This window comes from Shewanella sp. QJM3NY_23 (assembly GCF_056173105.1).
Map to the genome: position 1 here is coordinate 587,470 of NZ_CM149657.1, position 13,418 is coordinate 600,887.

Consider the following 13,418-nt stretch of genomic DNA (forward strand, 5'->3'; position numbering starts at 1 on the left):
CTGCCTTAGGCTTTCATCACTTTTACTGGACACTTCTTGTAATCGGTCTCTTTCGATAAGGGATCGGTCGCATCGAGCATGAGCTTATTCACCAGCTGACGCGCATCGAAAAACGGCATAAACACTACGCCTCTTGGCGGCTTGTTACGGCCTTTGGTTTCGACGCGAGTTTTGACTTCACCGCGAGGTGAGGCAACGACGACCTCATCGCCGCGCTGCAGGCCTCGAGCTTTGGCGTCTTCGGGATGCATGAAAATTTGTGCATCGGGATAGGCGCGATAAAGCTCAGGCACGCGAGCGGTCATGGAGCCAGTATGCCAGTGCTCTAGCACGCGACCGGTTGACATCCATAGATCATATTCGCTGTTAGGCACCTCGGCTGCGGGCTCATAAGGCAGGGCAAAAATCACCGCTTTACCATCGGGATGGCCGTAGAAATTAAAGCCTTCGCCCGCCTTAACGTAAGGATCGCTACCTTCGACAAAGCGGCGTAGGGTTTCTTTGCCGTTAACGACAGGCCAGCGCAAACCGCGAGAGGCATGGTAGGCATCAAAGTCTGCCAAGTCGTGGCCATGGCCGCGACCAAACTGGGCATACTCTTCGAACAGGCCTTTTTGCAGATAGTAACCCACGGCTGCCGACTCATCATTAAGCTCGCCTTTGCAGTCAGACTGCGGGAACTTGTTGACAACACCGTTGGCAAATAACACCTCATACAGGGTTTTATCGGCGTACTCAGGCTTTTTGGTTATCAGCTCTGCAGGCCATACTTCTGACACTGTAAAGCGCTTCGAAAACTCAATTAATTGCCATAAGTCTGACTTAGCCCCTTCTGGCGCTTTGACTTGCTGATGCCACATATGGGTGCGGCGCTCGGCATTACCATAGGCACCCTCTTTTTCTACCCACATGGCTGTTGGCAGAATCAAGTCAGCTGCCATGGCGGTGACGGTTGGGTATGGGTCAGATACCACAATGAAATTGTCTGGGTTGCGGAAGCCGGGATAGATCTCCTCGTTAATATTGGGGCCCGCCTGCATGTTGTTGGTGCACATGGTCCAATAGCAGTTGAGCTTGCCATCTTTAAGCATACGGCTTTGCAATACGGCGTGATAACCGGGCTTGGGTGGAATGGTGCCTTCGGGCAACTGCCAATGTTTCTCTGCGATGGCCCTATGCTCGGGATTGGTCACCACCATATCGGCGGGCAGACGGTGAGCAAAGGTGCCCACTTCACGGGCGGTACCGCAAGCCGAAGGTTGGCCTGTGAGTGAGAAAGGGTTATTACCGGGGGTGGCGATTTTACCCGTCAACAGGTGGATGTTGTAGAGCATGTTATTGGCCCATACACCACGGACGTGCTGGTTGATCCCCATGGTCCATAGGCTCATGATTTTCACATTGGGATCGGCATAGGCTTTGGCCATGACTTCGAGTTTTTCAGGCTCAACACCACTCATTTTTGCGGCGTATTCTAGGGTGTAAGTACTGACAAATTTGGCGTACTCATCGAAGCTAATGGCGGTCGATTTACCATTGCCTGGGTTTTTGGCTTTTTGCTCTAACGGATGCTCAGGGCGTAAGCCGTAACCTATATCTGTGATGCCTAAGGCAAACTTGGTGTGCTTGTTAACAAAGTCCTTGTTAACCGCATTATTTTGGATGATGTAGTTGGCTATGTAGTTCAGAATGACCAGATCGGATTGCGGCTTAAACACCATGGGATTATCGGCGAGGTCGAAGCTGCGGTTTTCGAAGGTAGATAAGACATGTACCCGACAATCGGCATTACTGAGGCGGCGATCTGACAAACGCGCCCACAAAATGGGATGCATCTCGGCCATGTTGGCGCCCCACAAAACAAAGTGGTCGGCCGCTTCTAGGTCGTCATAACAGCCCATGGGCTCATCGATACCAAAGGTGCGCATAAAGCCCACCACGGCAGACGCCATACAGTGACGCGCGTTAGGGTCGATGTTGTTGCTGAGAAAACCGGCTTTGTGCAGTTTCGAGGCGGCGTAACCTTCCCAAATGGTCCATTGGCCCGAGCCAAACATGCCCACCGCGGTCGGCCCTTTGGTCTTGAGTGTGTGTTTCCACTTTTCAGCCATGGTATCTAAAGCGACATCCCAACTGACGGGCGTAAATTCGCCCTCTTTATGATATTGGCCGTCTTTCATGCGCAGCAATGGTGTGGTGAGTCTGTCTTTGCCATACATGATTTTTGATAGAAAGTAGCCCTTAATGCAGTTAAGGCCTTTGTTAACCGGGCTTTCTGGGTCGCCCTTAGTGGCAACCACTTTACCGTTATTGGTGCCCACTAATACGCTACAGCCCACGCCACAAAAACGGCAGGGGGCTTTATCCCACTTGATGGTATCTGTTTGCTCTGCAGCTTCAACGATCTTCACTGGCAGAGTGACTCCCACTGCCGTGGCAGCGGCAACTGCGGCGTTGGCTTTGAGAAACTCGCGGCGGCTAATGCTCATGGTGTTTCCTCACTCTTTTCTTCTACTGGTTCAACTTGATGATAGACAAGGCTGCTCGATAGCACCCCGTTGAGGGCGTTAATGGCTTCGATGTTTTTGAGTATCGATGCTTGTGATTCACCCTCTAGGGTGACCACAAACTTTGCTTGGTCGCTGATAGCGTGGATATCGGCGCCGGCTAAAGCCTCGATATCTGCGGTAATTTGTGCCACTGCGCTTGGCGCAGCGTGCACCACTAAACTGGTGATATGGTATTCCTGACGCATGGGTTTACCTTGTTATTCGCAGTAACGATAGCCAACGCTGCTGGTTAGTTACAGTGACCGCTTTAGGGTTAAATTGAGTCTAAGCCTTGTTATTTTTGTGGGTATACCTCTTGAGAGGTAACTGATTGGTTTGTCGATCAAGATCAAGTTTTTAAGCGTGACCTAACACTCAGTTTGCTATTTATGGGGACAGCGCTATTGGTGTAATTAATCAGCTTAGTAAGCAGATAGACGATTCGCCAGTGTTGAAGTGAACAAGATAAGTGTGCAGATGAGGGCGCTTAAGTGGGCTGTTTGTCGCGTCTTGCTCGCGGGCATATGAGAGGAGCGGCCAGATAACCGATGCAATCAATCGAGGTTGACATCTATTTGGCGGGGGGACTGTTTTATCTGGCGATTGAGCCAAAAATGGCCGGGGTTGTTGCTGGCCAATGGGTTAACGGGACGTGATAACGCATATTGGGCAAGCCTTTATGCTGTTTATTGAGCTACTCGTTATCGGTTAATAGCCTGTTAGCTCCATATAGCCAGTGCCTTGGTGACTCCCCGATATGCTAATGGGGCCTTCCCAATAGCTCACGCTCAGTGGCATATGGCTGTCACGATTTAATGGTTTAATCGTCAGTTGCAGTTGTTCACTTGCAATGGCGATGCGCCAGGCCACAGGGTATCGCCCCGACGGCGTTTGTTGCCAGTCGGTGGGCGTCATTTCAATGTCTGCGGGGGCGCTGGTGGAGTCGATATTTCGCCCGCTGCCATCGGCATACATGCGTCTGGCGCTGTAGAAATAACTCGCTTGACTATCGCCGCTGCGCAATTGAAACAGCATCAGCGCCGAGCCATCGTCTAAACGCAGCGCAAACCAATCCCAGCCTTGTTGATGTTTATTGAGAAACTGTGAACTCCACTCTCTGTCGAGCCAAGCGTCGCCTGAGACGTTAACCGACTTACCCTCTAGGGTGACTTCGCCAGTGACTTGGATGAAAGGCTGGCTGTAGTAATAAGAGGCTACGCTGCCATCACCGCTTTTAATGCTGTAGCCCTTATCGCCCTGTAATTGATAAGGGGCACTAGTGTTAAGTGACAATCGATAACTGAGCTGCTCATCGCTGACGGTTAAGGTTGCCGGAAACAGGTCTTGGCTTTGACTCTGCCACAGCCAGTTGTCCAGTTTTATCGCCAATGGCGCCGCATCGCTGCCGGCTAATTGAGGTTGAGCCCGTGCCCAGCGCTCTTTAGCCACATGTTGCTGGGCGGTGGTCACCGCGCTGTGGGCCATATACAGCTGGTTAGTGGCCCAGGTTGATGAGGATTCACTCGCCTTGGGCGATAGGGCTATCCTAAATTGTGTCCATTGCAGCCCCAGAGGTTGACCCGATGCCGTGGTGAGGTTGGCGGTCAAATACCACCATTCTTGGCGAAAATCGTTATGGGCTTGGTGATCTTCAGGAAAGCGCAGGGTTTGCCCAGGGGTGACCTGAGTATAGCCCTGTAGATTATCGCCCATCAGTGAGCCCATTGCGCTTTGAGGGTTGGTGTCTGGTGCATCGCAGCCAAGCAGTAAGAGTAATAGGGCGAATAGGCCCGCGCGGGGCGAGAATAATAGCGTCATAACACATCACTCTGTAGGCTACTGATGAGAGGGCGGCGAGTTTGCTGATACAAGGGCAGTGCTACGGCAAAGCCGCTAGCGACTAGGGCGAGCAGAGTCACTTCGAAGTAGGCTTGCCAATCCCATATCATGGCTATGCTCCAACCAAAGGCTTGTAGGGTCACTTTATTGATCAGCAAGTAGCCTAGTAGCGCGCCAGTCGGCAGGGCAACAATACAGGTGAGTATGACCATTAACAGCATTTGGCTGGTGACCATAAGGGAGAGCTGGCGGCGATTAACCCCTAAGGTGTACAGGCGTGCAATCGGCGCCATACGGGCTTGGGTCAACATATAACAGGCGCTAAACAAACCAATGGCGGCCACCAATAAGGTTAAGCTATTAAGCACCTTAGTAATGGAAAAAGTGCGTTTAAACATCTCTACCGCTTGCGCCTTAATACGGGCTTGGCTGTATATCAGTGCATCTGATAGCGAAAACTTTTGCATCAAGCCTTGGCTCAATTGCGTTAAGTCGCCTTGATAGGTCACCGCTAAGCTAATGGGTAAGGTGGACAGCTTAGCTTGGTGCCAGATGACAGTAGAGACGATGACCTCGCCATAGGGGTTACCATAGTCGTAGTAAATCGCCCCCACGGTAAGGGGACTATCGCCAAGCACATCGACCTTAATCGTGTCGTTTAACCCCAGCTGGTGTTTAATGGCAAAAGGTTCACTGACCATCACCACATCACCGGTTAAAAAGCGCTGCCACAAGTTATCGACAGCGGTTTTAAGCACTGTGGTGTGTTCAACAGAGTAGTCATCACGGGCGACTAAGTAGATAGGCTGCTGCTTAGCGCGGCTCTTAATCGACCACTGCTCATAAATGCCAGTGACCTGTTTATCGGCGGCTAAATAGGCTTCAATTTGCTGCATCTGGCTGCTCGGTGGGCGGATATAAAGGTCGGCATGCAAACGCGCGTTGAGCCACTGTTTGAGCGTGATTTCAAAGCTGCCCACTAGGCTATTCATCGAAATATTAGCCGTTAGTGCCAGCAGCATGGCCATCATGGCGAGGGAGAGCGGCGGGATAAGCTCCTTGGTTTCGGCAATTTGATAACCGACTAACCCTTTGGGCGCAACACGCTCAATAACTTGAATTAATTGCTGTAATAACCAAGGCAAGGCCAGCGGGATACTGAGCACCACTAAGCCTAATAACGCCATGGTGATCCGGTAATTGTCGGTTAATGCCATGCCAATTAAGGCCACCGCTGCCAAGCACAACGACACCCATAGCTGCCGCTTATGGGCACGATGGGCACTCGCTTGTTGATTAAATTGCCCGGCGCTCTGGGCCAGCGGTTGGCGCAGCAGCTCAATAAACAACGAGCTACAGGCCAGTAAGGCGGCGATAAAGGTTAACAAGGTCGCCTGAGCTAGCCATTGCCATTGCCATATTCCCGGTAAAATAGTGGCTCCATAGAGCTGTTCTAGGGTCACTGAGACCATAGGCTGTAACCAATAACTGAGCTGCAAGCCACCAATAAATCCGATAAGCGAACCTACTACAACCAACAGCAGCAGCTCGCTCGCTAGTGCCGACATGATTGATAGTTTCATGATACCTTGCTGCTGCAACTGAGTGATCAGTCGTTTACGTTTAAGCAGGCTGTAACGCACGCCGTTATAAGCGATAAACAGGCCGACAATAAAGGCCAGTAAGCTCATGGCAGTGAGGTTAAGGTGAAAGCTGTTAGTGAGCGCTTTCATGCTGTCGCCATTGTCACTTGGGCTGAGATGCGCCTTACCTTCAAGCCATTGCTCTATTTGGGCTTTTTGTGCGCTAACATCGTTAAAAATGGCGATATAACTCAGTTGCTGCGGTTTATTGAGCAGCTGCTGCGCCAGCGAGATATCCATCAGTAGGCGGTTGCCTAGATTAAGTTGGTCATCCACGGCGATAACATTGAGCGTTTGCCCTTCGACAGTCAGCGTAGGTTGATTGAGCTGCTCGGCGTTTGATTGACTCATTAATACGATAGGCTCGCCAGCGATAAGTTTTGCCAGTGGCAGCGCGTTACCGTTAAAGCGATGCCGACTTGAGGCGGTATCGTCATTTGAGCTATGGCTGCGGGCCGCGCTCATGGCGGCGATAATGTCGCTGCCTTGTACTTGCCAGTGCCGCGCCTGTTCGTCCACCAGCATGCCTTGCACCACCGCCAAGCTGTGGGTGATCCCCTGTTGGCGCAAGGTAAAATAGAGCTGTTCATTTAAGGGGGTATTAGGCAGTGGGGTGATAAACCACTTGGCTTGCTGGCTTAACAGTTCGGTGGCGTTACTATAGCTGTTGATCGCATTTTCATTGGTCGCGCGCACGCCTGTAAGCAGGGTGACCGCGAGGATAATACCGATAATAATCGCGCCCGCTTGCAGCGGTGATTGTCGATAATGAGCCAAGAACACCCGCAGGGTGAGTTGCCAACCTTTTAGGGCTTGAGGATTACCGATGTGACGGCTACTGGGTGGGTTATTCATGAACCTTACCCAAATCCAGGTGCCAGCGGCGCTGCATAAACTCGGCGCACTCTTGGCTATGGGTGACCATTAAAATACTGGTGTGGTGCTCAGCCGCGAGAGCGCAAATCAGGCGCATCACCTCAAGGCTGGCCTGTTGATCTAAATTGCCTGTGGGTTCATCGGCGAGTAACAGCGCAGGTTTATGTGCCAGCGCCCTTGCAATGGCCACGCGTTGCTGTTGTCCACCGGACAGGGTTTCCACATGGCGTTTACGCAGGGCGCTAAGCCCCAAGGTGTCGACGAGGTGATCGCACCAAGGGTTCCAGCGCTCGTTATTGAGGTGCAAGGGGAAAGCGATATTGTCTTCAACATTAAGCGGGGTGAGTAGATTAAATTGCTGAAAAACAACCCCTAGTTGCTGGTGGCGAAACTCACTCCAGCACGCATCATTCCACTGGGTGGTTGGCGTTCCCAAAAGGGATAAGGTGCCCGAGGTCGGCCGCTCAAAGCCAGCAATAATATTGAGTAAGGTGCTTTTACCGCAGCCACTGGGGCCGGTTAAGGCAACGGTGTCGCCTCGCTGCAGGTGTAAATCGACATGATCGAGTACCTGATGAAACTTATCGCCGTCGGTAAATCCTTTGCAGATCTTATCTAGCGTAATAACGCTTGTACTCATGACAACTCCTGTAGTGCATCACCTTAGGGACAAGCCTTGGTCAAATAATGCGCGAGTAAGATATTGGTAACACATTGCAATTTAACATTCATCTTCTAATTGCATTGATTGTCGATTGCATCAAATAAGTGGTTGATTTAGACCGTGGGGTTATACGGGGGATAATCCATAAAGGATCGGCTTTATTGCCCGGTATAAAACGATAGCAAAGGTGGACGTACTGAAAGGTCTTAATTTATTGCTTTATTAAGGTGGGTAAAATGTAAAGGTTAATCATTGATCAAGTTTGGTATGCCAACAAGCTCTGAGCACACGTGTAATGACGCATTCTCTATGAATTGATCTTGTGGATGAGCCTGCTTTCTTGTTACCTTTAGCGAAAATTTAAGCGTAATAAGTACTCTCATGAATAATCTTGTGATCAAACCTAATTATGTCACTTTGTTTAGCTGCGTTGGCCCCGAGTGTGAAGACAGTTGCTGTAACGATTGGACCATTACTTTTGATAAGAAAAGCTATAAAAAAACCGTTAGCCATCCTAAGTTTGCCTCGCTTGCCAAAATAGCCTTTACCGAAGTGAAAAAAAATGCGGCTAATTGGGCCGCCATTAAGCTTGATGAGCAGGGAGGCTGTCCATTTCTCGATGAGCAAAAGCTGTGTAATATTCATAAGCATGCTGGTGAAGCGGCCTTAAGCGACACTTGTAAGACTTATCCTAAACTCGACCGTCTTGTTGGTGGTAACAAGTACCGCTCGCTGAGTATGTCTTGCCCAGAAGTCGCGCGTATCGTGTTGTTTCATCCCGATGCATTTCAATTTGATGTGCAAAATAGTGGAAATAAGGCGGTAGTTAAGCCCTCTCCGGTATGGCTCGAAAAAAGCCATGAGTACAGCCTAGAATTATTAGCTGGCTTAGGGCTCGATTGGGAGCCGGCGCTGCTGGCCATTGGTTTATTACTGAAAACCAGTGAAGAGGTGCGAGCGGGCCTGTTACCCGATAGCGCCCTCGATGAGCGTTTTTTACAACTGAAGCAATTTGCCGAGGCGGGATTATTGGTCGAGCAATACGCTAAATTGCCTTATGCTCCTATCCCGCAGTCGCACGCCTTTTTGGGTATTCATTCTACTTTTTGTAAAATTCACTCTCGGGCCACAAGGGCGCGTTTTACTCGCTTAAACGAGGCGGTGTCGACCATCTGCAATGAAGACAATGAGTTTAGTGTCGCGGCCATGAATCAGGCATGGAATGATATTGCGCTCCCCGCATTAGGTGAGCATAGCGATCTGTTTGAGCGTTATATTCTCTACGCGATTTTTCATCATCACTTTCCTCTGCTTGGTGAAGAGGCGCCGCTGAAAGCCTTTAGGTTGTTGGTGCTCGATTGCTTTATCATGCGCAGTTATCTCTCGGCGATGGCGCACCAGCATAAGCAGCTCACTGAGAGTGACATCATCTTGTGTTTTCAGATTTATCAGGTGGTCAGGCAGCATCGTCCAGTTATGGCGCAAACTATTGAAGAGGTAATGCGAGAGTGTGAGATTGAGTCGGTGCCCGCGGTGATAAATCTATTAAAAACTCAGCCGTAGTCTGAGGTAGTAAGATCAATAATGGGGCAATTATGCCCCATTTTTATTGGGTGTAGCCGAGATAATTCAATGAACTAATGAACTTACGCAGTTACCTGCTCAGCCACAAGCTGTTTGCGTTTAGTAAAGTAGTGGCGGGTTTCAGCCAAAATCACATCTCTTAAGCCGATGATCGCAATGAGGTTGGGGATCGCCATTAGGCCATTGACGGTATCGGCCAGCATCCAAATTAAGTCCAGTTGGATAAAGGCGCCGGCGGCGATTAAGCCTAAAAATAACCATTGATAGATTTTAATGCCGTGCTGGCCGAGGCGGTTACCCGTGAGGTAGTGCCAGCAGCGTTCGCCATAATAGTGCCAGCCTAAGATAGTGGTAAAGGCAAAACAGACCAGCGCGATAGTCACCACATATTGACCGACGATGACCGAGCCACCAGAGGCAAATGCGGCGCTGGTCATGGCGGCGCCAGCAGTGTCGCCATTCCAGACGCCGGTGATGATCAACACTAAGCCTGTCATGGTACAAATTAAGATGGTGTCGAAAAACGTGCCCGTCATGCTCACCAGCCCTTGCTCAACCGGCTCGTTGGTTTTCGCCGCCGCGGCGGCAATGGGCGCACTCCCTAGACCAGACTCATTGGAAAATACTCCGCGAGCAATACCAATTTGCAGTGCTTGGGCCACAGTGGCGCCAAGGAATCCCCCGGCGGCCGAGATCGGGGTGAAGGCTGAGTGCAATACCAATTCAAAGGCTGGAATTATTTGCTCTGAAAAGCTAAATAAAATCCAAATGCAAGCTAATACATAGCCTATTGCCATAGTGGGTACTAACTTTTGTGCGACATTGGCGATACGTTTAACCCCGCCCAAGGTGACGGCGGCGACTAACAGGGTTAAGACCACGGCGGTCCCCCAAGTGGGGATGTCGAAGGCAATGGTTAAGGCATCGCTAATCGCATTGACTTGGGCGAAGGTGCCGATCCCAAAGAAAGCCACGCCAATACCAAATAGGGCAAAGAGTTTTGCCAGCCAAGGTAGCCCCAAGCCGCGTTCAATATAGTACATGGGGCCACCGGCAATATTGCCACGTTCATCGACCGTGCGGTATTTCACCGCCAGCATGCATTCGGCGTATTTGGTCGCCATGCCAAAAAAAGCGGCCAGCCACATCCAAAAGAGAGCGCCAGGTTCACCAATTTTTATGGCGGTAGCGACGCCAACAATATTACCTGTACCTATGGTGGCCGATAGGGCGGTGCACAGCGCTGCAAAAGATGACAGATCCCCTTTACCGCTGGCGGGTTTAAATAACAGGCTTAACGCCAAGGGTAATTTAAACACCTGTAATAGCCGCAGTCGCAGGGTGAGGTATAGACCTGTACCAACCAATAAACATAGGGTAATGGGGCCCCATACAATGGCATTGATATCAGTGAGTAAAGCGTGAAAGTTCATGTTGTTCCTCGAGTATTAAACTGCTTGACGATTCGTCTTAATAATCGGAGGAGGAAAAGAAATGGCTGAATTTCGGTATCGTAAAGTGCAGATGTGCTGTTTCGACCAAGCGATGGCAAAAAATGGGCAGCGGCAAATGACGACGCATACAGTCATCCTCTCCTCTGTCCTTTTGCCTGAGCGTTTCGCGGTGATGGATTGATACCATCGCCACTTTCGCCTTCGGCGCTGTGTCATATTTAGGTAAACGCTCACCTATCTGTGCACAGTCTCTCCAGAGGCTCGTCCAGTAACAGTCCTCACCACCTAAGTGGTACCTGAAAGAGTGCTCTGTACGTTAAGCGCTGAGCTTATGCATGCAGAGTTGCCTCGTCGGTGTGGGGTTAATCCCCGCTCTCCTGCTACCTTCATCCGAACGGATCCCTTTTACAGATGAAGTGATACCACTTGAGTCTGTAAAGGGGCTGATATCATGCGCTAATTGCGGATGTGGCTCAAGGGGGTAACTTCAAATTTGTGTATCATCTCGGCCGCTCGCTGATTTTTTGAGCGGGTGTCAGTAGCGGTTAATGACCTTGGTTAATCTTGGCTTTATCTATGTCTAAGGCCACAGTGGTAAATTATTTATCCCCAGCCCCCTTACATCTTTGCTTGCTGTAGGTTTACAATAAAAACCATAATCACGCTGTGGTTATAAAACTCTTATGTTGCTAAGCGCTGTTGCTTTTTCGCACACAGAGACTCTAAGGTGTATCGTCACCTCATTGACTTGCCCAAACTTGCCTTAGCGCAAACAAGCCGTGATCTCGACTCATTACACTCGATAGCCCGTTAGTGTGTTGCAAGCGTTAGCGCTACATTATCGGGATTAAGATGTTATCAGCACTAAAAAAATCATTGAGTAAATCGCTTTCTGGCGCCGAGTTGCAAGCCAATGTGTTGGCAGGCTTAACCGTTGGCGTCATCGCGCTGCCCTTATCTATGGCACTGGCTATTGCTAGCGGTGTGCCGCCGCAACATGGCCTGTATACCGCGATGGTCGCTGGGGCAATTATCGCCATTACCGGGGGCTCTAAAGTCAATATTTCGGGGCCAACAGCAGCCTTTGTGGTGATTTTGCTGCCGATAGTACAGCAGTTTGGCTTAGGCGGTTTGCTGCTGAGCGGCTTTATGGCAGGCATGATTTTAGTGCTGATGGGCATGGCGCGGCTGGGTAAGCTGATTGAGATCGTTCCCTATCCTGTCACGATAGGCTTTACCGCTGGTATCGGGGTGGTGATCGCCACATTACAAATTAAAGACTTTTTTGGTCTGAGTGTGGCGCCTGTAGAAGGTCACTATTTACAACAGGTGTCGGCCATAGGCTCGGCGTTTTCTAGTATCACTTGGCAGGAAACCTTGATTGGTGCAATCACTTTAATGGTGTTATTGCTGTGGCCAAAGTTGCGCTCAAAAATACCGGCACACTTAGTGGCACTGACCGTTGGCGCCGTTGTGGGGTGGTTGTTAACCCAAGGGCTAACCGATTTTAGTGTGGCGACCATAGGTAGCCGTTTTCATTATGAAATTGGTGGGGTGGCAGGGCAAGGGATCCCGCCGTTATTGCCCAGCTTTACTTGGCCATGGGCGCTTCCCGATGCCAATGGCACTCCCATAGGCTTGAGTTTTGAGCTGATTAGGCAGCTGTTGCCTTCGGCGATCACCATTGCCATATTAGGCGCATTAGAGTCTTTGTTATGTGCGGTGGTAGCCGATGGCATGTCGGGCAAACGGCATCACTCTAATGATGAGCTGATTGGTCAGGGGATAGGCAATATGGTGGCGCCCCTGTTTGGGGGGATCCCCGCCACGGCAGCCATTGCCCGCACGGCGGCGAATGTGAAGGCCGGTGGCAGCTTGCCGCTGTCGGCGGTGGTGCATAGCGGGTTTATCTTATTAAGCATCTTAATGTTGTCCCCGTTATTAGCTTACATTCCGATGGCGTCGATGGCGGCATTACTGTTAGTGGTTGCCTGGAATATGAGTGAGGCGCGCCATTTTATGCGCACGCTCAAGATCGCGCCTAGAGACGATGTGGTGATTTTACTCGCCTGTTTTTTACTGACCGTGTTATTTGATATGACCATTGCCGTTGCGGTCGGTATGGGAATGGCGGCAATCTTGTTTATCCGCCGCAGCATAAGGTTGAGTGGTCCTAAAGCGATGAAGCTCGACCATGAACAGTATGCGATTCCTGAGCAAGTGGTTATTTACGATATCGATGGGCCGCTGTTTTTTGGCTCGGCGCAAAAGGCGCTGCAAACCATCACGGCGGTGCGCCCTGACGTACGAGTGGTGATTTTAGATATGTCCCATGTCACCTTGCTCGATATGAGTGCCATTGTCGCGATGGAATCGATAGCTCAGCAACTGCAGAGCAAAAATGTGGCGCTGATCATTAACAATCTGCAGCCGAGAATGATCCTTAAATTACGCCGCGCAGGCATAAGAAAGCGCCAGGGTAAGGTGGCCTATGCGCGCCACCTTGAGGACAGTTTAACGCTCGCCAAAACCTTATTATAAAGGATAGTAGACCGCTTAGGTTACTGTTACCTAAGCGGTTATGTTTATCCCTGTTTAGCTTACTTCTCGATGAAACCCTGCTATAGAGAATTAAAAATTTAACCTTGGTAACTGTTATTGTTAATGTTATTTCTTGCGCCGCTGTAGTAGGATTCAGCAACCTCGTTACAAGCCGTTTGCAGGATGCTTACAAGTGACGACGGTGTAAAACTGAGTGCTATCCTGTTGAAGGGGGCATGAGCTATTCAACCTTTCACCAGTAGACCGC

At 50.3% G+C, this 13,418-nt stretch carries 8 protein-coding genes and 1 riboswitch; of the genes, 2 read left to right on the forward strand and 6 right to left on the reverse strand.

Annotated features, from left to right (window positions below; translation table 11 throughout):
* Positions 1-5: 5 nt before the first annotated feature.
* The 5 genes from napA to AC0VXX_RS02785 all read right to left on the reverse strand — a co-directional run bounded on the left by napA (position 6) and on the right by AC0VXX_RS02785 (position 7,547).
* Complete coding sequence (napA, locus tag AC0VXX_RS02765) at positions 6-2,489, reverse strand: nitrate reductase catalytic subunit NapA (protein ID WP_475515815.1); 2,484 nt, start codon at positions 2,487-2,489, stop codon at positions 6-8.
* Positions 2,486-2,755, reverse strand: a complete 270-nt coding sequence (locus AC0VXX_RS02770) for a chaperone NapD (protein ID WP_475515816.1) — start codon at positions 2,753-2,755, stop codon at positions 2,486-2,488. The genes napA and AC0VXX_RS02770 overlap by 4 nt, the downstream gene beginning before the upstream one ends.
* Positions 2,756-3,257: 502 nt before the next feature.
* The gene (locus tag AC0VXX_RS02775) at positions 3,258-4,367 is read right to left on the reverse strand and encodes a lipocalin-like domain-containing protein (RefSeq protein ID WP_475515817.1); all 1,110 of its coding nucleotides are present in this window, start codon (positions 4,365-4,367) and stop codon (positions 3,258-3,260) included.
* Positions 4,364-6,886, reverse strand: a complete 2,523-nt coding sequence (locus AC0VXX_RS02780; RefSeq protein ID WP_475515818.1) for an ABC transporter permease — start codon at positions 6,884-6,886, stop codon at positions 4,364-4,366. Before AC0VXX_RS02780 ends, AC0VXX_RS02775 begins: the two co-directional genes overlap by 4 nt.
* The gene (locus AC0VXX_RS02785; RefSeq protein WP_475515819.1) at positions 6,879-7,547 is read right to left on the reverse strand and encodes an ABC transporter ATP-binding protein; all 669 of its coding nucleotides are present in this window, start codon (positions 7,545-7,547) and stop codon (positions 6,879-6,881) included. The genes AC0VXX_RS02780 and AC0VXX_RS02785 overlap by 8 nt, the downstream gene beginning before the upstream one ends.
* Positions 7,548-7,952: 405 nt before the next feature.
* Here AC0VXX_RS02785 and fliB point away from each other — a divergent pair, with 405 nt between their 5' ends.
* Positions 7,953-9,134, forward strand: coding sequence for a flagellin lysine-N-methylase (fliB, locus tag AC0VXX_RS02790; protein ID WP_475515820.1), 1,182 nt, complete (start codon positions 7,953-7,955; stop codon positions 9,132-9,134).
* An 83-nt stretch (positions 9,135-9,217) separates the two neighbouring features.
* Here fliB and AC0VXX_RS02795 read toward each other — a convergent pair whose 3' ends face one another.
* Complete coding sequence (locus AC0VXX_RS02795) at positions 9,218-10,588, reverse strand: alanine/glycine:cation symporter family protein (protein ID WP_475515821.1); 1,371 nt, start codon at positions 10,586-10,588, stop codon at positions 9,218-9,220.
* A gap of 154 nt (positions 10,589-10,742) precedes the next feature.
* Positions 10,743-10,876, reverse strand: a riboswitch (glycine riboswitch).
* 585 nt (positions 10,877-11,461) lie between these two features.
* Between AC0VXX_RS02795 and dauA the strand changes: the two genes are divergently transcribed.
* Positions 11,462-13,150 carry a C4-dicarboxylic acid transporter DauA gene (dauA, locus tag AC0VXX_RS02800; protein ID WP_475515822.1) on the forward strand — a complete coding sequence of 563 codons (1,689 nt, stop codon included), beginning with the start codon at positions 11,462-11,464 and terminating at the stop codon, positions 13,148-13,150.
* Positions 13,151-13,418 lie beyond the last annotated feature (268 nt).